This is a genomic window from Bacteroides sp. 1001136B_160425_E2 (assembly GCF_015559655.1).
In the GTDB taxonomy this organism is placed as follows: Bacteria; Bacteroidota; Bacteroidia; order Bacteroidales; family Bacteroidaceae; genus Bacteroides; species Bacteroides luhongzhouii.
Map to the genome: position 1 here is coordinate 24,280 of NZ_JADMQH010000022.1, position 22,146 is coordinate 46,425.

General features: G+C 40.4%; 11 protein-coding genes. All 11 read left to right on the forward strand.

Going from position 1 to position 22,146, the window contains the following annotated elements:
• Nucleotide 1: 1 nt before the first annotated feature.
• The 11 genes from I2I04_RS19330 (at nucleotide 2) to I2I04_RS19380 (ending at nucleotide 22,044) form a co-directional block, all read left to right on the forward strand.
• On the forward strand, nucleotides 2–3,082 hold the full coding sequence (locus I2I04_RS19330) for a SusC/RagA family TonB-linked outer membrane protein (protein WP_195470750.1): 3,081 nt from the start codon (nucleotides 2–4) through the stop codon (nucleotides 3,080–3,082).
• 13 nt (nucleotides 3,083–3,095) lie between these two features.
• Nucleotides 3,096–5,174, forward strand: coding sequence for a RagB/SusD family nutrient uptake outer membrane protein (locus I2I04_RS19335; RefSeq protein ID WP_195470749.1), 2,079 nt, complete (start codon nucleotides 3,096–3,098; stop codon nucleotides 5,172–5,174).
• 24 nt (nucleotides 5,175–5,198) lie between these two features.
• A complete protein-coding gene (locus tag I2I04_RS19340) occupies nucleotides 5,199–6,266 on the forward strand; it encodes a DUF4973 domain-containing protein (protein WP_195655712.1) in 1,068 nt (355 codons plus the stop codon).
• A gap of 148 nt (nucleotides 6,267–6,414) precedes the next feature.
• Nucleotides 6,415–8,289 (forward strand): hypothetical protein, encoded by a 1,875-nt coding sequence (locus I2I04_RS19345; RefSeq protein WP_195655713.1) that lies wholly within the window; start codon nucleotides 6,415–6,417, stop codon nucleotides 8,287–8,289.
• Between the two features lie 51 nt (nucleotides 8,290–8,340).
• Entirely contained in the window at nucleotides 8,341–10,068 is a 1,728-nt protein-coding gene (locus I2I04_RS19350) for an endonuclease/exonuclease/phosphatase family protein (RefSeq protein WP_099146579.1), read from the forward strand.
• A 331-nt stretch (nucleotides 10,069–10,399) separates the two neighbouring features.
• Nucleotides 10,400–13,111 carry a glycoside hydrolase family 2 protein gene (locus tag I2I04_RS19355; RefSeq protein WP_195655714.1) on the forward strand — a complete coding sequence of 904 codons (2,712 nt, stop codon included), beginning with the start codon at nucleotides 10,400–10,402 and terminating at the stop codon, nucleotides 13,109–13,111.
• 104 nt (nucleotides 13,112–13,215) lie between these two features.
• Nucleotides 13,216–14,361 (forward strand): glycoside hydrolase family 130 protein, encoded by a 1,146-nt coding sequence (locus tag I2I04_RS19360; protein WP_195470745.1) that lies wholly within the window; start codon nucleotides 13,216–13,218, stop codon nucleotides 14,359–14,361.
• A 14-nt stretch (nucleotides 14,362–14,375) separates the two neighbouring features.
• The gene (locus I2I04_RS19365) at nucleotides 14,376–17,306 is read left to right on the forward strand and encodes a glycoside hydrolase family 2 protein (RefSeq protein ID WP_195655715.1); all 2,931 of its coding nucleotides are present in this window, start codon (nucleotides 14,376–14,378) and stop codon (nucleotides 17,304–17,306) included.
• A 13-nt stretch (nucleotides 17,307–17,319) separates the two neighbouring features.
• The gene (locus I2I04_RS19370; protein WP_195470743.1) at nucleotides 17,320–18,423 is read left to right on the forward strand and encodes a glycoside hydrolase family 105 protein; all 1,104 of its coding nucleotides are present in this window, start codon (nucleotides 17,320–17,322) and stop codon (nucleotides 18,421–18,423) included.
• Between the two features lie 175 nt (nucleotides 18,424–18,598).
• Entirely contained in the window at nucleotides 18,599–20,632 is a 2,034-nt protein-coding gene (locus tag I2I04_RS19375; RefSeq protein ID WP_195655716.1) for a hypothetical protein, read from the forward strand.
• A gap of 20 nt (nucleotides 20,633–20,652) precedes the next feature.
• The gene (locus I2I04_RS19380; RefSeq protein ID WP_195655717.1) at nucleotides 20,653–22,044 is read left to right on the forward strand and encodes an FAD-dependent oxidoreductase; all 1,392 of its coding nucleotides are present in this window, start codon (nucleotides 20,653–20,655) and stop codon (nucleotides 22,042–22,044) included.
• The last annotated feature ends 102 nt before the right edge of the window (nucleotides 22,045–22,146 follow it).

Here is a 22,146-nt window from a genome sequence, read left to right on the forward strand (position 1 = left end):
TATGAGGAGTAAAAAATTAATTGCATGTATGTTATTGCTGCTCTTTTCCATAACCATTTGGGCGCAGGAAAGTGCAATGATAACCGGAGTGGTGACCGATGAGAATAAAGAGCCTTTGATTGGTGTGAATATTGCGATACAGAATATGCCTGGATTGGGGGTTATCACTGATATAAATGGTCGATACAAAATAAAGGCATCTGCTTATGACAGACTTGTATTCTCATATATAGGTTATGAGACCGTGGTGGTATTGGTAAAAGAACAAAAAACCATCAACGTAAGAATGAAAGAAGCAGCTAGTACGATTATTGATGAAGTCGTAATTACAGGTACGGGAGCACAAAAGAAAATTGCAGTGACTGGTGCCATTACTAATGTGGATGTAGATGCGTTGAAATCGGTTCCTTCCACTTCTGTGGTGGATGGATTGGCTGGTGTTGTTCCGGGTGTAATGGCTATGCAAACTTCCGGACGACCAGGTAGTGTGTCCGAGTTCTGGATTCGTAGTATATCCACTTTTGGTGCTAATACGGCTGCATTGGTATTGGTTGATGGATTTGAACGCGACATTGATGAAGTGAGCGTAGAAGATATTGAATCATTTACAGTGTTGAAGGATGCTTCTGCAACGGCTATTTATGGTAGTAAGGGAGCTAATGGTGTAGTCTTGATAAATACAAAGCGTGGTAAGGAAGGTAAAATTAATATTGATGCAAAGGTTGAAGGTTTCTATAGCACTTTTACAAAGGCACCAGAATTTGTAGACGGCTACACATATGCTTCTATGGCTAATGAAGCTCGTTTGACAAGAAATCAAGAGGCTTTGTATTCGCCATCAGAATTGGAACTGTTTCGTACACAACTTGATCCAGACCGCTTCCCGGATGTAGACTGGATGGATATGGTGTTACGTGACGGCGCTTGGAGCTCACGTGCTACGTTGAATATGCGTGGTGGTGGTAAAACAGCGCGTTACTTCGTTTCCGGAAGTTATCAGGATCAACAAGGTATGTATAAGACTGACAAAAGTCTTAAGGATTATAATACAAACGCACATTTCAGAAAATGGACGTACCGTATGAATGTGGATATTGATATTACGAAAACGACTCTGTTGAAGGTCGGGGTATCCGGTTCTTTGCGTAAGCAGAATGATACAGGTAGTGGTACAGATAATTTGTGGAGTGTATTGATGGGATATAATTCTATCATGATGCCGGCAGAATATTCGGATGGAAAAATTCCGGGATGGGCAGATAAGGATGATAATATGAATCCTTGGGTAATGACTACACAATCCGGATATAATGAAAGTTGGAAGAATAATATTCAAACAAGTCTTACGCTGGAACAGAAATTGGATTTTGTAACCAAAGGATTGCGCTTTGTAGGTCGATTCGGATATGATACGTATAACTCCAATTGGATTAAACGTTATAAATCTCCGGCTGCTTACAAGGCCGACCGTTATCGTCAGCCAGATGGAACATTGAATTTCACGAAAATCAGAGACGAAAAAGTGATGTCGCAATCTTCCAATTCGGAAGGAGAAAAGAGAGAGTTCTTTGAATGGGAACTGCACTATAGTCGTGCTTTCAAAACTCATCATGTTGGAGGTGTACTGAAGTATACGCAGGCTTCTAAGATTTTTACTCAAAATATAGGTACAGACTTGAAGAACGGTATTCCTTATCGTAATCAGGGAATAGCCGGACGTTTCAACTATAACTGGAATTATCGTTATTTTATTGATTTTAATTTCGGATACAACGGCTCTGAGAATTTCCACAAAGACCATCGTTTCGGATTCTTCCCGGCTATCTCCGGTGCATGGAACTTGGCTGAGGAACCATTCATGAAAAAGATTGCCGGAAAATGGTTGAATATGCTGAAAATCCGTTATTCTTATGGAAAGACTGGAAATGATGCTTTGTACGAAGGTAATAAGAGAGTACGTTTCCCTTATTTATATTCGATAGCAACCGATAATAATGTTTACCATTTTGAAGATGTTGGAACTGGAGAGAAATTGTGGAATGGAAAATATTACTCAACAGTGGCTTCTCCAGCTATTTCGTGGGAAGTTGCTACTAAACAAGATTTGGGTATTGACTTTTCTTTCTTTAATGACAAACTGACTGGAGAGATTGACTACTTTAAAGAACGTCGTGACGGTATCTATATGACTCGTTCTTATATTCCTTATGAAGTGGGAATTGGTAATGCTTCGAAAGCAAATGTTGGTATTGTAGAAGCAAAAGGATTTGATGGTCATTTTGCATTCAAACAGAAATTTGGTAAAGTGAATTTTACGTTACGTGGTAATATTACTTACAGTAAGAATAAGGTGATAGAAAAAGATGAAGAGAACACCATTTATGAATATAAGTTGGATCAGGGACATCGTGTTAATCAGGCAAGAGGACTTATTGCTTTGGGATTGTTCAAAGATTATGAGGAAATCAGAAATAGTCCGAAGCAAACCTTTGGTGAGGTGATGCCCGGTGACATTAAATATAAAGATATTAATGGTGATGGTATAATTGACTCGAATGACCGGGTGGCTATCGGTGCTACCACTCGTCCTAACTTGGTGTATGGATTTGGTTTTTCGGCCAAGTGGAAAGGGTTGGATTTCAATGCTCATTTCCAAGGAGCAGGTAAGTCGTCTTTCTTTGTCAAAGGTACAACTGTCTTTATGTTCCAAGGTGGTGACGGTTGGGGAAATGTCTTGAAGGAAATGGCAGAAAGCAACCGTTGGATTCTTGGTGAGAATGAAGATCCGAATGCGGAATTCCCCCGTTTGACCTATGGTGATAATGAGAATAACTATCAACAATCTAGTTATTGGTTAAGAGATGGTTCTTATCTTCGTCTGAAGACATTGGATATCGGCTATACCTTCCCGAAAGCTTGGGTTAATAAGATTCATTTGAATCAAGTGCGTGTTTTCTTTATCGGAACCAACTTGCTGACATTCTCTCCGTTTAAATATTGGGATCCGGAGTTGGGAAGTGCGGACGGAAAGAAATACCCGTTAAGCAAGACGCTTTCGTTAGGCGTATCAGTTAATCTATAAACAAGAACAGAATATGAAGAAACTTATAATAAATTTAGGTTTTATATTAGGAGTGAGTACCATGGTTGTCGGATGTACCGATTATTTGGACTCAGACTACCTTTTCGAGGAACGTGTTAACATTGAAAATGTGTTTCAGAGTAAGGACTATACCAATGAATGGTTGGCAAAGGGATACGCTTATATGAATCACGATTATCTGCAACAAGTGAACAGTAAAAAGAACACTAGTTTCAATTTTGCAGATGATATGTACTACATAGATTTGAATTATGTAGATTGGAAGGGTGGAAACTATACGGAAAAAGGATTAGGTAGTGGAAACAGTTTGTATATATGGCAGGCCGCCTATCAAGCGATTCGTCACGTTTCCATTTTCATTCATAATGTGGATGGAAATAAAGAGCTTACTGAAGCTGAGATTACGGATATGAAAGGACAGGCTCATTTTTTGCGTGCATATTTCTATTGGATGCTGATTCGTTCATTCGGTCCGGTGCCCATTGTTCCGGATGAAGGGGTCGATTATACGAAAGAGTATGATGATATCGCTTATCCTCGAAATACGTATGATGAATGTGCGGATTACATTGCTGAGGAATTGGTGAAGGCGGCTACGATGTTGGACGACACACGCGACGTACAGAATATTGTTCGTCCTACACGTGGTGCGGCATTGGCACTTCGTTCGCGTGTGCTTTTGTATGCAGCAAGCCCTTTGTATAACGGACAAGCACCGTCGGAGGTGATTGATGCATTGGTTGATAAAAGCGGGCGTAAGTTGCTGTCCGATACATACGACAACCGGAAGTGGGCAAGAGCTGCAGCCGCCGCTAAGGATGTAATGAACTTGAAACGGTATAAATTGTATGTGGCTTATAAACGAGAAAGTAATGATATGGCCTACCCGACAACTATTACTCCGCCAGACGATAACGGAACTTTCCATACGGAAGATTGGCCTAATGGCTGGAAAAATATTGATCCGTTCGAATCATACCGTTCTTTGTTTGATGGAGAAGTGGGTGCGTACAATAATGACGAAGTTATATTTACTAGAGGTGTCAATCAGGGGGCTGAGAATATCAGAGTAATGGTTATCCATCAGTTACCTCGTTCACAGGGCGGTGGATATAACTGTCATGGCATGACGCAGAAGCAATGTGATGCTTATTACATGAAAGATGGTAGCGATTGTCCGGGTATGAATTCTATGTATAAAGGTATGGATGGATATACTGATCCAAGTCGTTATAATGAACAACCGCGTGTTGCAGGTGTGGTTGAAACGTCCGAACTGTCTAATTATCCTGAATTAGGTCCATTGGGAAAAGGTATTTCCAAGCAGTATGTGAACCGTGAACCTCGTTTCTATGCATCAGTAGCCTACAATGGTAGTGTATGGCATATGTTGAATGCAAGTGCGGAGGAGAAAGAAGAAACGAATGTTCCTATTTTCTACTATAGAGATGCCCAAGATGGTTACAAAGCAGGTACTAACTATTTGAGTACAGGTATCGGTATTAAGAAGTTTGTACACCCAAAAGATTTAGCTGATTCTGAAAAATCGTATGACGTGAGTCGTGTAGTGCAAAAGTATGCTCCGGACATTCGATATGCGGAAATTCTGTTGAATTATGCGGAAGCATTGAACGAAGTTGAAGGCTCTTATGAAATTCCGTCTTGGAATGGTGAGACTATGTATACTATCACACGTTCGGCAACAGCTTTGAAGGAGGGTATTCAGCCTATTCGCATTCGTGCCGGCTTGCCAGACTATGAGGTGTATGATGATGTAAAGAAGTTCCGTATTAAAGTAAAACGTGAACGTCAGATTGAACTGTTTGCGGAAGGTCATCGTTTCTTTGATATTCGTCGTTGGTGTGATGCTCCCATTGAAGAGGCTCTTCCTATTTATGGTTGTAATATCTATTTGACTTCGGAAAATCCGGATGGTTTTCATACACCGATAGAGGTCACTTCCTTGCCTACCATGTTTACTACGAAGATGTGGTTTTGGCCGATCCATCACAATATAATGAAACGGAATATGTGGATGATTCAGAATCCGGGCTGGAAAGATCCGGAATAAACCTACTAAATTTGGATAGAAAAGATGAATAATATATGTAAATTATTGATTGGCATGATGGCAGCGGTATGTTGCACTTCATGTAACAATGAGTGGGAAGATGAACAATTCAAACAGTTGGCATCTTTCAAGGCGGAGATTAATAACGAAGGGGTAACTTCTACTTATGTACGCTACAAACCGGGAGGAGTGGTGACTTATCAGCTTCCGATTTTGTTGAGTGGCTCTACTATGAATACACAGGCAAGAACTATCCATGTGGCACTTGACACAGATACGTTGAAGGCGTTGAATCATGAACGTTTTGGTGAACGTCGTAAGGAACTTTTTTATCTAGAGTTGGGAAAACAGTACTATTCCATACCGGAAACAGTAGAAATGCCTGCGGGTGAATCTGAAGCGCTGTTACCTATTGATTTCACTCTGGGAGGACAGAACAATGCTAAACCGTTGGATATGTCGGATAAATATATTCTACCATTGACTATTCAGGACGATCCGTCTTATAACTATCAGGTGAACAATCGTCTGCACTATCGGAAAGCTTTGTTGAATATTATTCCGTTCAATGATTATTCAGGTTCGTATGATGGCAGCTTGTTGAAGATATTCTTAGAGAATCAGAAGGATAACTTCATGTTAGCTACTCATAAAGCTTATGTGTATGACGAAAAGACTATTATGCTTTACATGGGGGTTCGTGATGTGAATTACTTAGATCGTAAAAAGTATAAGTTGTATGTGGAGTTTACGGATGAACCGTTGAATGAAGGAAGTGAGATGAAGAAGAAACTGAGATTATGGACAGATAACGGGGGCGAGGATGGCAATAACTTTAAAGTTGTGTTGCTGGGTGAAGGAGATGATGATAGATTTAAGGAAGCTCCTTATTATACAATTGTCGAAGAGAACGATCCTGTGAAGCCTTACTTGAAGCATATCTATATCACTTTGTCTATGGGATACTCATTTGAGGACTATACGCTTAGCCCGGGTAACCGTATGAAGTATAGAGTAGAAGGTACATTAAGTATGCAACGTGACTTGAATACGTTGATTCCGGACGAAGACCAACAAATCGAATGGAATTGATGGGTTGTTGATTGATGAATATAATAATGAGAGGCAGTGTTCAAATCTGGAATTGGGTACAGCCTCTCGTTTTTTAGAACTATAAAACAATTTATTAATGGTTTAGTCAGCTCTTTTGGGATAAGGAGCGTAATTAATTTGTTTACATATGAAAAACTACAAAATTCTAAAGAATATTTATATCTGTTTGGTTTTATTCTCAACGGTTTTAGTCGGTTGTTCAAAAAGTGATGAAACCCCGATTCCTGATGATCCCCAGCCTTCTGGCAAAGGTAAAATAACATTTAACTTGCATACTCCGGGTGCATTCCTTACCAAGGCAGTAGGTGTTGGTAACGAAAATGGTGGCACTAATGACAAAATAGCCTTTTATCAATTTAGCAAAGAAGGTAAGTATGAACAAAGGTATGTCTTAAATTATGCGGATGCTTCTGTAGGTGCAAATGGTGATACAAGGTCATATACCGTAGAATTAGCTTCTTCGACTGGAGGAGAAAAGAGGTTTATCATTGTGGAGAGTGAGAATGAGAGCAATTTCCCTAATATGAGTGCAACAAATACAATCGATGAACTACTAAATAGCAAAACTGTTGCCGAAAGTGGTAAGTTGAATCCTCCATTTGTTATGTCTAATGTCAAAACAGATGGTAAGGAGTATGTGACAGTTGCCGATGTGGAATCTTCCAACAATCAGGTTGATGTAAAACTTAAAAGACGTGTAGCTAGATTTGATTTGTTGAATGATCCAACAGAATCGGGATTAGTGATTGATAAGGTATATATTAAGAATAGATACACTCAAGGATTCATAGGTGACGTAAGTGGTAATGCAGGCAATATATCTGCTGATGTTTTGGAAATACCGGCAGCTGATTTAGCTAATGACGGAAAGAGTTTCTATCTTTATCCGACTCAGTTGACTTCAACTCTTGAGCAGAATGAAAAAACAGTAGTATGGGCTACCACTAAACTTGCTAATACCAATACAGAAGGGCCGACTCTTTATCTGAATCTTACTGCTGATATTAATGTGGAGGCCAACTATCTCTATCAGCTTAATACGAAAAAGATAGCCGGTTCTACAGGCTTTGATATCTCAGTAGAAGAATGGAAAGACGGAACTTCAATTGATTGGGTAACGATTGAAGACGGAATCTCTGTAATGGATAACAAAGCTACTATCATTGCTGGTACAGATATTAAAGGGACTTATGTAAAAATTGCAGTTGACGCTACAATGCCATATACTATAAAGCGTGTCGTTACAGATTATAGCTCAGCAGCATTGGACGCTGCGTATGACGGAAGTTTGCCTGCATGGCTTACTATTTCTTCATCTACTAAAGATGCAGGTAGTGGTCTTTATCGTCATGAGATTGTTTACACGGTGACTGCACATCCGGCGAAAACAAGTCAGTTTGCTATCACACATCTTAACGGAGCCGTTTCAGATGAGAACTTGTTGGTAATCGGGTTTGCCGATCCGTATCCGGGCACTCCGCTTCCCTGTCTATCGTGGGGAGAGAAGCTCTATTCGCCGGTGCACTGTCGTCAGTCCACCTATCTTGTGCATAACACTGTGGATAAGGCTTATTTTTGTGGAACTGAAGGCTACACGTTTAATACTCCTATGCAAGGTAAGTCGGGTAATGAGGGGGCGAAGAATCTTTGTCCCGAGGGCTGGACGGCACTGAACAGTGCAGAGGCAAAAGATTATATTTTGTGGGTAGGAGAGCATCTCAAGTCACGGGTAATGGAGGCTGTATATACTTACTGTTGGTTTGATAAAGACGGCGAGGCAACTAATCTGCGCATATTGGGGGGATACTCCAATAAAACTGCTCCCAATGTGAAAGACTTGGCTTGTTATGGTACGTGGCCAAGTGTGGCTTGGGTGAATATCAATAAAGGGGAAACTCTCTCTATAGATGACAAGACATTCTACGATTATCATAATTGGGATGTGAAGAAGGATTACGGAATCCCCTACAGATGTATCCGTGATAAAGCAGGTTGGGAATAACTGAACGGATTCTCGAAAGGATATATATTCAATGATTAAATTTGTAAGACAATGCTAAAGAATACTTTATTTGTGATTCTTCTAATGATTTCCAGCTTATTCACGGCTTGTGCTGAAGGATATGTAAGTGATGTGCAGAAGGAGGATGACACAAAAGAAATACGTTTCAGTCTGAATATGGAGGGGGGGCTAACGATGTCCTCCACTAGGGCTTCTGTGTCTTTGGACGGAATGAAATGGAAGATATTCTGTTTTGACGATCAATATAATTATCTGTTTGACAAAACAGGAAGTATAGGGGATGCAGCAAATGAAATAAAGGTTTCTGTAACTAAAGGCGTCGTTTATCGATTTCTGTTTTTGTGCACCACAGCCGATAAATTCCCAGAGTTGACTTCTGGTAAGACTTATTGGGATTTAGAAGCGTATACTCCTCAATTGCCGTTAGCTGATCCGATGGCGATGCTTGTCAGTAGAGGTAATGAAAAAGATGGTACACTTCGTGTAGCTGCTGCGTCTGCATCGGTGCAGGTTACTCTTGCTCCGCGTGCATCTAAGATCGTTTTGCAAAAGGATCCGGATACAGCTTCGGATATTACAGTGAATTCCGTGGCTTTTGCAGATGCCGCTTCTTCTGTTCCTTATGCTCATATCGAACCTCAACATTACAGTGAATATGAGAATCTTCCGGTAGCAACCCGAAAGACCTATCAGTGTGTGCCCCAAGAGGATGTATGCTATATGCTTCCGGATATGTGCGCCGGAACCTTTGGAGTGAATGCTACGCTGCATATCACTCATCCGATTTCTGGAGAACAGGACGTACGGGTAACGGTACCGGTGGGACTTGCGTTGAATGTAGGCAGTGGAAAGACTTACTATATTGAAATGTCTGCTGATGCAAATGGAAAAGTTGCTGCTACTTGGGCAACACGTGTAGCACCCAAAACGCTGAAACTTGCTACACAAAACTTATGGGGTAAATCGACTTCCGTTGTGTTGGATTACTTCAATAGAATTGATGTGGACGTGCTTTGTGCGCAGGAATGCAGTAATCTCTCCGAATCTGATATACAAGCACAGGGGCTTTACGTTCATACTCACTCCAACAATGGGCAGGGAAAATGCAGCATTATATCACGTTATCCTTTCTCGGGGATTACACCAAACAAGTATGGTGTTTATATCGACTTGGGTGATGGCATTGTTGTGCTGGTGATGAACTGTCACGGTGCTTTCTATCCTTACGGTCCTTATCAGTTGAATGGTATCGCATATAAAGGATATGAAGGTACGGACGATGTTGACTATGTAGTAAAAGTCAATAAAGAAGCTCGTCAAGGCATGGTGGACAAACTGCTGGAGGATTTTAATTCATCTACCACTCCTTTTGTTTGTCTCTCGGGTGACTTCAATGAACCGTCATGGCTTGACTGGACGGAAGGTGCCTTGGCAGCAGGTCTTGCTTCATACGTTGTTCAGTGGCCTACCACTCGTTCTTTGTGGGAAGGCGGTATAAAAGGTGATGCCTACCGGACGATACATCCGGACCCTGTGACGCATCCGGGATTCACGTGGACGCCGCGTCCGAGCGAGAAGGACACCAAAGACCGATTAGATTTGACTCTTTATACTTTGTCTCCCAACACGGAAGTGAAACGTTGTCAGGTAATAGGAGAGAACACGGAAACGTCGGATATCGTTCTTCCTAATTGGGAACCGTTTGAAAATGTATTCGATCACCGGGGATTACGGACAGAATTTGTCTTTACGAAATGACGGAACGGTGTACCGGAATTAGTGAGTCTCCAGACTGTTAATTATTGAGGTCTCGGGTATTAATACCTGTCGTGTAAGGTATTAATATCCGAGAATTCAGCTATTAATAGCTAACATGCCAACTATTTGTAATGGATAAACCAATGATTAACTAATGTCTTTTTGTCTGTTGCTAGATAACCTTCAAATAGGCAATATATGGTAGTTTGGGACTCAAATTTCATTTATTGACTTGTTTTTAGCATGCCGGACAGGTAGAAAACACTATTTTTGTCCTCATCCGTTTTAGACTTTTAAGATTATATAAACCAATAAATTGTAACGTACGAATATGCACAACATTGCTAAAACCTTTTTCCCGATTTTATTATTACTTTTTGCTGCAGTAGTGACAGCACAGAATGGGAAGAACAATGTCGGAAATGCGCAACGCATCTGGCTTGATTCTGAAATTGGTCATCAGGGCGACTACCAGTGGAAAATGATAAAAGCTGGAGATGCAACAGATCCCGGAGAAAAGATTTCGTTATCCAATTATGCAACTACAAATTGGATGCCGGCCATCGTTCCCGGAACAGTTTTGAATTCTTTGGTGTATAACCAAAAATACCCGGAGCCTTATTATGGAATCAATAATAAGATTGAATCTAAATTGATACCGGATATTTCTGAAACCGGACGTGACTTTTACACCTATTGGTTTCGGACAGATTTTACAGTACCGCAGTCATTCAAGGGAAAGACTGTCTGGTTACAGTTGGATGGTATCAACTACCGGGCAGAAGTATGGGTGAATGGTAACTTATTGAGTACAATGAACGGTATGTTTATTCAGGACTATATTGATGTTACGGATTTTGTGAAAATCGGAGGAAAAAACGGACTGGCTATAAAGGTCTATCCGGTAGATGTTCCCGGAAGTGCGAAGCCGAAATCCTGGGGAGCAGCCGGCGAATTCCATAACGGTGGAAACGGTAACATTGGTTTGAATACTACCATGTTGATGACGGTAGGTTGGGACTTTACCTTTATGGACGGTATCCGTGACCGTAATACAGGTATATGGAAAAATATTTCCCTCTATGCTACAGGCAGAGTAGCATTACGCCATCCTTTCGTTAAATCTGAATTGCGAAAACCTGATTATGACCAGGCTCGTGAGACTGTATCGGTTGAAATTATCAATCCATCGACCAGTAACCGGGTAATCAGTTGCAAGGTGAAGGGTGAAATTGTGGGTGAAAATATCACTTTCGAAAAGACCTTCCGACTGATGCGTGGAGAAGAAAAAACAGCAACCTTCTCCCCCGAAGAATTCCCGCAACTGATTATTAACTCTCCAAAACTGTGGTGGCCTGTCAATAAAGGACCACAAAACTTATATGACCTGAAGCTGACAGTATCAGTTGATGGTAAAGAATGTGACTCCGTGAAAACAAGATTCGGTATTCGTGAAATTGTTTCAGATAGAAAAACTCCTGATAAATCACGTGTCTTTTATGTGAACGGCAAACGATTATTTATTCGTGGTACCAACTGGATACCGGAAGCAATGTTGAGAACTTCAGATGAACGTACTTATGCTGAATTGCGATACTCTCGTCAGTCAGGTGTCAACCTTTTAAGAATGTGGGGAGGCGGTATTGCAGAATCTGATTATTTCTTCCAGTTGTGTGATGAATTGGGATTGTTGGTATGGCAAGAATTCTGGATGACTGGTGATACTCGTCATCCGCATGACAAGGCTCTCTATATGAGTAACGTGGAATCTACCGTAAAACGTATTCGTAATCATCCTTCTTTAGCTTATTATGTTGCTTCTAATGAGAGTACAGAAGTTACCGGTACTCCTGAATTACTGAATAAACTAGATGGTACACGTGGCTTCCAGATGCAGTCCGAATGTGAAGGGGTGCATGATGGCAGTCCTTACAAACAGGTAAATCCGATGCAACATTATGAAAATACGGCCTCTCCCAGAGGAAGCCGTGTAGACGGATTTAATCCGGAATACGGTGCACCTACTCTTCCGACTGTGGAAATCCTTCGGGAAATGATGGATGAAAAAGATCTTTGGCCTATTAATAAAGAAGTATGGGATTATCTGGATGGAAATGGTTTCCATCTGATGAGTACTATGTATACAGACTTGGTGAATAACTACGGAAAATCATCATCCATCGATGAGTTTGCGCAGAAAGGACAACTGCTGGGAGCTATTAATTCGAAGAGTATCTGGGAAGTATGGAACTATAATAAACTGGATTATGGTGATCGTTTCTGTTCCGGTCTCCTGTTCTGGTATCATAACTGCTCTATGCCTCAAGTGGCTTCCCGTATGTGGGACTGGTCTCTGGAACCGACAGCATCCCTTTATCATACTGCCAACTCTTTAGAACCATTACATGCACAGTTTGACTATCTTAAGAATACAGTGTCTGTAGTGAATGATTATTATCGTGAATTTAAGAATTATAAAGTGATAGCACAGGTTTACGATATTAACAGCAAGAAAGTATTTGAAGAATCAGCAGTGGTTAATCTGCCTTCGGATGGAGTGGTGAATGATGCGTTGACTATTCGTTTCCCGGAAAACATATCTCAAGTTCACTTTATTAAACTGATTCTGAAAGATGAAAAGGGAAAAGATGTTTCTTCTAATTTCTATTGGCGTTCTAATGACAAATATGAAGGAAGCAAGACTTTGACCGGTCCGGCTGCTTCAGGTTTTGAAGATTTGAGTAAACTAAAACAGGCAAAAGTGAAACTTACCTATAAAGTAAGAGAAGATGATACCAATTACTTTGTAGATATTACTTTGAGAAATACTTCCGGGCAGATTGCTTTCTTTAATCAGTTGCAATTCCTGAATTCAAAAATGAGTCCGATACGTCCGTCATTCTATACAGACAATTTCTTCTCCCTGATGCCGGGTGAAAAGAAAACGGTAACCATTGAAACTGCAAAAGGAAAACTGAAAGATGGAGCTGTGTTGGCACTGAAAGGCTGGAATATAAATAAGCAGGAATATAAATTGAAGTAAAAAAGTCAGAATATGAATTGATTCTGCTTTCTTTGTTTCAGTAGATTGTGGAATCAATCATTGATATTATAGAGAAATCATTTTAATCATTAAAAAGAAGTGAGATGAAACTTAAGTTTATCATAGGTGTAGTCGGTATATTATCAGCATGTGGATTTACTAATGCACCTTCTTTAGATACTACTCAGGAAGAACAGGATAATAATTGGGTGATTGGTCCGTTCCATCGTCCGGAAGGAGTTAATCCTGTCATATCACCGCAGCCGACAGAATTTTATTGTCCTATGCGGAAACAGCAAGTGAAGTGGGAAGAAAGTGATACTTTTAATCCGGCTGCTACTACAAAAGATGGAAAAATTGTTGTACTTTACCGCGCAGAAGATAATTCGGCTCAAGGCATAGGTAAAAGAACCTCACGTGTTGGTTATGCTGAAAGTAAGGATGGGATTGAGATGAAGAGACTTGGTAGCCCTGTTCTTTTTCCTGCTGAAGATAATTTTAAAGATCAAGATTGGCCGGGGGGCTGTGAAGATCCCCGTGTGGCTATGACTGAAGACGGATTATATGTAATGCTTTATACGGCATGGAATCGAAAAAAAGCGCGTCTTGCTGTAGCTACTTCCCGAGACCTGAAAAATTGGACAAAGCATGGGCTTGCTTTTGATAAGGCATATAACGGTCGATTTAATGATCTTTTCTGCAAGTCGGGTTCTATTCTAACAAAGTTGAAAGGAAATCAATTGGTCATCGATAAAGTTGACGGTAAGTATTTGATGTATTGGGGAGAATATGCGGTATATGCTGCTACTTCTGATAACTTGATTGACTGGTATCCGGTTTTGGATGAGAAGAATGAGCTAATGAAAATTATACAACCTCGTAAAGGACATTTTGATAGTTTGCTGACAGAATGTGGTCCTCCGGCTGTTCGTACCAAACATGGTATTGTTCTTATGTATAATGGTAAGAATAGTGGTAAAACAGGAGATGCTGACTATCCGGCCAATGCTTATTGTGCCGGACAGCTGTTATTGGATGGTGATGATCCTTATAAAGTATTGGATCGTTTGGATAAGCCTTTTTTTGCTCCCGAGGCTTCTTTTGAGAAGAGTGGACAATACAAAGATGGAACAGTATTTATTGAGGGGCTTGCATATCACAAAAGGAAATTATACCTCTATTACGGTTGTGCGGATTCTCGGGTAGCAGTTGCTGTATGTGATGATGTAAAGAAGTTGAAGATTAAATAGTAGATTATAAAACAATGAGAATAAAGCTGAATGCATATATTGCTTGTGTTGCTATTTTTCTGTGTGCCTCTACAGAATGTATTTATTCACAAAAGTTGAAATGGAATTTTGGTTTATCACGTAAGCAAAGTTCCGAAGTGATACCTCATTCAAAACATTCGTTTCAGACAGCTAACCTTAAAAAGAAGGCGATAGAACCTGGAGAATTGAGTCCACTTTCTGATTGGGAATATCAACTTTCCAAAGGGTGGGAAATGATAGAAGGATATAAAGCCAGAGCAGCTGGAAAATCTGTATTTGCGCAAGATTTAGATACAAGCGAATGGTATTCGGCAACAGTTCCAGGTACAGTATTAACGACATTGGTGGATCAGGGTGTATACCCTGATCCTTATTGGGGACTTAATAATTTATTGATTCCCGATACGCTTTGTCGGATGGATTGGTGGTATCGAAATTCTTTTAGTATTCCTCGTAATAACAAGGGAGAGAAAGTGAAGTTGATTTTGAATGGAATCAATTATAAAGCGGAAGTATGGTTTAATCATCAGTTATTAGGAACAATGACTGGTGCTTTTGAGAGAGGTATTTTTGATATAACTCCTTGGGTGGATTATGAAAAGAAGAACCTGTTGGCTATCCGTATTCTTCCGCCTAACAATCCAGGTATTCCTCACGAAGCAAATAAGAAAGAAGGAATTGGTCCCAATGGTGGGGCATTGTGTTTAGACGGTCCTACTTTTATCTCTTCGGAGGGTTGGGATTGGATTCCCGGTATACGCGACCGAAATATGGGTATTTGGCAGGATGTCAGAGTCAAATTTGGCAATGAGCTGGAAATTGTTGATACGCATGTGATTACAGATCTGCCTTTGCCTGATACTACATCTGTCAATTTTATCGTTCAGACGGAGATTTATAATTCTTCTAAAACGACTTGTACTGCCAATTTACATTTTAATATAGGAAATGTGTCTGCTGTTTATCCGGTTTCTTTGAATGCAAATGAAAAAAGGATGATTAAGCTGACTTCTGATGAGTGTAAAGAACTGCAAATGAAGAATCCACGTCTTTGGTGGCCGAATGGGTATGGAGAACAGTATTTATATGATGCATCTTTAAGTCTGATTTCGTCAGGCAAGGACACACTTGATGTAAAGAAAATGCGTATTGGTATTCGTGAGTTGGAATATGAATTGTCTGCATACGAGGATAATTCTCCTGTGGTGCGGTTGAGCTATAATCCGACTGCTGCTTTGCAGGATGGAAAACCCGTTTTTGATGCTGTGAAACGTAAAAAAACGGATAGTAAGGTTCGCTATACGAATTATGATGGAGAGTTTGTCCCCAATTTATTGAAACCGGTTTCTTCACAAGGTATAGAGTTAATAAAGGATTCGTTGATGAAAGAATATATGGTTATAAAGGTGAATGGACAACGAATCTATTGCAAAGGAGGTAACTGGGGAATGGATGATGGCATGAAGCGAGTTTCCCGGGAGAGATTGGAACCTGCCTTGAAGTTGCATAAGAATATGAATTACAATATGATTCGTAATTGGACGGGTGAAAGTACTGAAGAAGTATTCTATGAGCTTTGTGATGAATACGGAATGTTAGTGATGAATGATTTTTGGATTTCAACAGACGGGTTTAATCTCAATCCGCTGGATAACTGCCTGTTCGTTAGAAATGTGACTGAAACAGTACGTCGTTTCCGCAATCATCCCTCTATTGCTTTATGGTGTGCGCGTAATGAAGGATTTGCGCCCAATGAACTTGAGTATACGTTAGCTGCTACTTTAGCTAAAGAGGACGGCAGCAGGCATTATACAGGAAATTCCCGTTCATTGAATAGTTCAGGAAGCGGACCTTGGCGTTATCAGTTTGATGCAGGCTGGTACTACCGTTCTTTAGCCGGAGGATTCCGTTCGGAAGTGGGTACTCCTTCTCTGCCTACGGCTGAAACTGTTCGTGAGTTTATGGCGGAAGAGGATACATGGCCCATTAGTGATGTTTGGTATTATCATGACTGGCATAATCATAGATATGGTAGTAAGACTTTTAGTGAACTTTATAAGGAAGGGATGGATCGTAAACTAGGACCTTCTGATAACTTGGATGATTTCTGTCGAAAAGCACAATTGATTAATTACGAAAGCCATCGGGCTATTTTTGAAGCATGGAATAGTAAGATGTGGAATGATGCTTCTGGAGTGTTGTTGTGGATGAGTCATCCTGCATGGCCCAGTATGGTTTGGCAGAATTACAGTTCAAATGGTGAAACTGCCGGTGCCTATTATGGTACTCAAAAGGCGTGTCGTCCTCTTCATATTCAGATGAGTCTTAATAGTCAACATAAAGTGGACATTATTAATACTACCCTGAAGGAATATCGGAATTTGAAAGTGGAAGTCGTGGTTTACGATAAACTAGGAAAAAAGATACGTTCCTCACAACAGAGGGTAAGTCATGTGACAGCCAATGCCCTGACTCCTGTAACACAATTAGAGGATATAAAAGGACTTCCTGATTTCAGCTGGGTAAAGCTGGTATTGACAACTAATAATGGAAAATTGTTGGATGATAATGTCTATTGGCTCAATCAAAAAGAATGGGACGGAAAGGTCCTGAGTGATTTGCCGGTTTCTTCGGTGAATGTATCTGTAAAGAATTTCACGAAAAAAGCAAATCATTGTGAGGGTAAACTTATTGTGAAAAATCCAGGACAATATCTGGCAGCTGCAATAGCATTGACTTTGAGGGATGCAAAAACAGATGCGCCCATTCGTCCTGCTTATTTTGATGACGGATATTTTTATTTGATGCCCGGTGAATCGAAAGAAATCCGTTTTCAGGTAGACTGTAAAGAAGGGGTGGATAAGATGCTTTTGCGGGTAGATGGATATAATGTTGAATTGAAAGATATATTGTTGAATAAATAAAGATTAGGTATTTATGTATAAGAAGGTATTAATATTATTATTTTTTATTCCTTTTCAGTTGTTGTTTGCTCAAAAAAGTATGTTGAAGGACTTTCCGGAAGGCTCTACTCCGGAGGAAGTTGGTAAGCGATTGGCATATCGTTTTCTAACAGAGAAACATGCACTTCATATCGGAAAATGGATTGGTTATCCGGAGACTTTTTATTGGAACGGGGCTCTACGATATGCTTATCTTGCAAAAGATAAGGAGCTTCTCAATCGTTTGCAGGATAAGTTTGAACCTCTATTTACCGAGGAAAAAGCGTTGCAACCTATTATGAACCATGTTGATGTGAATATGTTTGGCAGCTTGCCTCTTGAGTTATATCTTGTGACGAAAGATAAGAAATATTGGTATTTGGGGTTACCCTATGCTGATTCTCAATGGAAAGTGCCTGCAAATGCGAAACCGGAAGAAAAGGAATGGGCTGAAAAAGGGTATTCTTGGCAAACACGTTTGTGGATTGATGATATGTATATGATTACAATTGTGCAAACTCGTGCTTATAAGGTGACGAAGGATAAAAAATATATTGATCGTGCAGCTAAAGAGATGGTGATGTATCTGGATAAGTTACAACGTCCGAACGGTCTTTTCTATCATGCACCGGATGTACCTTATTATTGGGGACGTGGAAATGGCTGGATGGCTGCCGGAATGACGGAATTGCTTCAGTGTCTGCCTAAAAATCACAAAGACCGTCCTCGTATTTTGGAGGGATATCGGATAATGATGGAAAGTCTGAAGAAATATCAGAATCCGGAGGGGCTGTGGAATCAGTTGATTGACCAGTCTGACTGTTGGACTGAAACATCCGGATCGGCTATGTTCACTTTTGCTTTTATTAAGGGAGTTAAGAATGGATGGTTGAATGCTGAAGAATATGCTCCTGCAGCTCGTAAGGCGTGGATAGCTTTAGTGTCATATCTTAATGACAAAAATCAGGTGAGAGAGATTTGCGTGGGTACAAATAAAAAGAACAGTAAACAGTATTATTATGACCGTCCACGCCGCACGGGTGATTATCATGGGCAGGGACCTTATCTGTGGTGTGCTGCCGCTCTAATGGAAAAATAATTGTTCCGGTATTAAGTAATAGTTGAGACTTTTGGAGGATATTTCTATTGATTTGGATATTTTTTTTTATTTATAGCCCAATTTGTTTTATTCAATGTGAGGGATGTTTCCTAACTTTGGCTCAACAATTTAGTACAAACGGAATCAGACAGGCTGATTCGCAATCATGTTTTATATGAGTTTGAAATATTTACTTTGTGGGATGGCTTTTGTGGCATGTGCCACTATTGCTGAGGCTTTTGATAATGTGCCGGAATCGATTTCTGCATCTATTTTTTTGAAGGTACCAGGAAATGGAGCGAAACACTATCCATTGACTTTTCAGAAATCGCAGAATAATAATGGCACTTATTACTTGGAGAATTCGGAAAAGATGCCGTTGACTGTGTCTCAAAATATAGTGACTGGTAACGATGGACTACGTATTAGTGTATCTATCACTGCATTGGAAGATATATATTTTAATTACAATCAGCAGGTGGCAACCGGCTTCCGTCATGATGACTGCCTGTTCTATATGCCGGGGTTTTGGTATCGACGTAATCTGCGTTCACCCAAAGAGGCTCCTTCATTCCATACATCAGATAGTTGGATTGTGAGCGAAGACAGGTTAAGTGCACCTCTCACGGGGATTTTCTGTGAGAAGAAACAGCGTTTTATGACTGTCAACAGACTGGATAAGTTTGTAAACAGCACTTTGGCCACGCATCGTGAAGGTGAAATAATTCTTTCGGATAAGACATCTTTAGGGTATACCGGATTTGAAAATAAGGATGGTGTTGCCACTCTTTCCTTCGGTTTTCCTTATCGGGAGGCTCCCAAAAGTTATATTCGTAAATTAACATTAGCCCCGGCTGTGACAGCTTATCAACATCTGAAAAAGGGAGAAACTATTTTGTTGACGTGGCAAATTGCTGAAGGTGAAGCCGAAGACTATTCTGATTTTGTGCGCCATACTTGGGAATATTGTTATGATACATATTCTCCCAAGCCTGTTGATACTTCCTACTCAATTGAATATATGAAGGAAACTCTTAGCCAATTCTTTGTAAGTAGTTTTGTTGATAAATATCCGTTGGTGTATAATTCGGGTATACATCTTAGGGCAGATGCATGTACAAGTAATGGGCAGGCAGAGGTCGGTTTTATCGGTCGTGTTCTTCTTAATGCATTTAATGCCTGGGAATATGGTTGGGAATCTAACCGTGAGGACTTGAAAACTAATAGTGCTAAAATATTTGATAGCTATCTGAAGAATGGATTTACGGAGGCTGGTTTTATCAAGGAGTCTGTAAACTTTGATAAGAACTTTGAAGATCCTGTTCATAGTATCCGTCGTCAGTCGGAAGGGCTTTATGCAATCTTCCACTTCCTGGCTTATGAAAAAGAAAAAGGACGCAAATATCCGGAATGGGAACAGCGATTGAAGAAAATGCTGGATATGTTCCTGCAATTGCAGAATGCCGATGGTAGTTTTCCACGCAAGTTCCGTGACGATTTTACTATTGTAGATAAAAGTGGGGGAAGTACTCCTTCAGCTACATTGCCTTTGGTGATGGGATATAAGTATTTCAAGGATAAACGTTATTTGGATAGTGCTAAGCGGACTGCAGGTTATCTGGAGAAAGAATTGATTTCTAAAGCAGATTATTTCTCTTCTACTCTTGATGCGAATTGTGAAGATAAAGAAGCATCACTTTATGCTGCAACTGCTACTTATTATCTTTCATTGGTTACTAAGGGAGAGGAGCATAAACATTATGCTGACTTGACAAAGAAAGCTGCTTATTTTGCCTTATCGTGGTATTATTTGTGGGATGTTCCTTTTGCTCCCGGTCAGATGCTGGGCGATATTGGTTTGAAAACACGTGGCTGGGGAAATGTCTCGGTTGAAAATAATCATATTGACGTATTTGTTTTTGAATTTGCCGATGTGCTTCGTTGGTTGTCGAAAGAGTATGAGGAATCTCGTTTTTCGAACTTTGCAGAAGTGATTTCAACCTCTATGCGCCAGTTATTACCTTATGAAGGGCATATGTGCGGTATTGCAAAGGTAGGTTATTATCCGGAGGTTGTCCAACATGCAAGTTGGGATTATGGAAAGAATGGTAAAGGATACTATAATGATATTTTTGCACCCGGATGGACTGTTGCTTCTTTGTGGGAACTGTTTACACCAGGACGTGCAGAGACTTTTATGAAAAAGTAATTATAATAAATTAATTTGTAATGACGTCTAGAAGAGATTTTCTTAAAAAAGCCGGGTTGCTTAGTGCTGCTTTTGCAGTTCCTGCCCTTAATGTGAATGGCGATACCCCACAGTCTAAAATACGTCTGAAGAATACTAAGATTGCCGTGGACGATCGATGGGATGTTATTGTAATCGGTGGTGGTCCCGGCGGATGTACCGCTGCAATTTCTGCAGCTAGGGAAGGTGCTAAGACTTTATTGATTGAGGCAATGGGGCAACTTGGCGGTATGGGAACTGCAGGGATGGTTCCGGCATGGTGTCCGTTTTCGGATGGTGAGAAAATCATTTATAGGGGATTGGCGGAAAAGATATTTGAGGCATCGAAAAAAGGAGTGCCCCATGAGAGAAAACAGAAGTTGAATTGGGTGAACATAAATCCTGAATACCTAATGCAGGTTTATGATCAAATGGTCGCTGATTCGGGAGCTCAGGTTCTTTTCTTTTCGAGAGTTGCAGCTGTTGAAATGTCTGCTAATGATACAATAGACGCTATCATTGTGGCAAATAAATCCGGGCTTGTCGCATTTAAAGCGAAAGTCTTTATTGATGCAACGGGAGATGGCGATGTAGCTGCATGGGCAGGTGCTTCATTTAAAAAAGGAGGGGAGGATGGAGTATTGCAAAGTTCTACCTTATGTTTCTCGTTTGCCAATGTCGATAGTTATAACTACAATCTCGTAGGCCCTTCTTTGCATACAAGTAACAAAAACAGCCCAATCTTTAAAGCGATTAACTCCGGGAAATATCCATTGATAGGAAGGCATTTCAATAGTAATTTGATCGGTCCGGATGTGGTACAGTTTAATGCCGGTCATATTGATAATGTTGATTCAACCGACCCATGGGCTACTACGCGAGCAATGGCCACTGGTAGGCAAATCGCAGAACAATACCTGGAAGCACTGAAAGAAGTGCAGCCTAAAACTTTTGGTAGTGCTTTTGTTGTGAAGACTGCTTCTCTGTTAGGTGTCAGAGATAGTCGTCGGATTGAAGGAGATTATACCTTTACGTTACAAGACTGGCTGGAACGCAAAACATTTGAAGATGAGATTGGGCGTAACTGTTACTATATTGATGTCCATAAGCCAGGACATAAGGAGACACGTTACAAAAAAGGAGAGTCGCATGGAATCCCTTATCGTTGTCTGACACCCAAAGGATTAAAGAATCTATTGGTGGCTGGTCGTTGTATCTCTACTGATGAAGAGGCTTTTGGAAGTTTGCGGGTAATGCCTCCTTGTCTGGTGACGGGGGAAGCTGCCGGAATGGCTGCTGTACATGCCATCAAACAGACAAGAAATGACGTTCATAAAATTGATACTGTTTTGCTGCGTAAAAGATTAAAAGAAGAAGGACAATACTTTTTATAAATGCATGGAAGAGGTATTTTATAAGATGTATCTCTTGACAAATGCCTTTAAATGTTGTATCTTTATAGTCTAAAAAAAGAATCTAAACCTTGTAAATAGTAG

Bases quoted from the DNA above. Each gene is read 5' to 3' on its own strand.
- I2I04_RS19330 (WP_195470750.1), top strand. From the start codon at position 2: ATGAGGAGTAAAAAATTAATTGCATGTATGTTATTGCTGCTCTTTTCC.
- I2I04_RS19335 (WP_195470749.1), top strand. From the start codon at position 3,096: ATGAAGAAACTTATAATAAATTTAGGTTTTATATTAGGAGTGAGTACC.
- I2I04_RS19340 (WP_195655712.1), top strand. From the start codon at position 5,199: ATGAATAATATATGTAAATTATTGATTGGCATGATGGCAGCGGTATGT.
- I2I04_RS19345 (WP_195655713.1), top strand. From the start codon at position 6,415: ATGAAAAACTACAAAATTCTAAAGAATATTTATATCTGTTTGGTTTTA.
- I2I04_RS19350 (WP_099146579.1), top strand. From the start codon at position 8,341: ATGCTAAAGAATACTTTATTTGTGATTCTTCTAATGATTTCCAGCTTA.
- I2I04_RS19355 (WP_195655714.1), top strand. From the start codon at position 10,400: ATGCACAACATTGCTAAAACCTTTTTCCCGATTTTATTATTACTTTTT.
- I2I04_RS19360 (WP_195470745.1), top strand. From the start codon at position 13,216: ATGAAACTTAAGTTTATCATAGGTGTAGTCGGTATATTATCAGCATGT.
- I2I04_RS19365 (WP_195655715.1), top strand. From the start codon at position 14,376: ATGAGAATAAAGCTGAATGCATATATTGCTTGTGTTGCTATTTTTCTG.
- I2I04_RS19370 (WP_195470743.1), top strand. From the start codon at position 17,320: ATGTATAAGAAGGTATTAATATTATTATTTTTTATTCCTTTTCAGTTG.
- I2I04_RS19375 (WP_195655716.1), top strand. From the start codon at position 18,599: ATGAGTTTGAAATATTTACTTTGTGGGATGGCTTTTGTGGCATGTGCC.
- I2I04_RS19380 (WP_195655717.1), top strand. From the start codon at position 20,653: ATGACGTCTAGAAGAGATTTTCTTAAAAAAGCCGGGTTGCTTAGTGCT.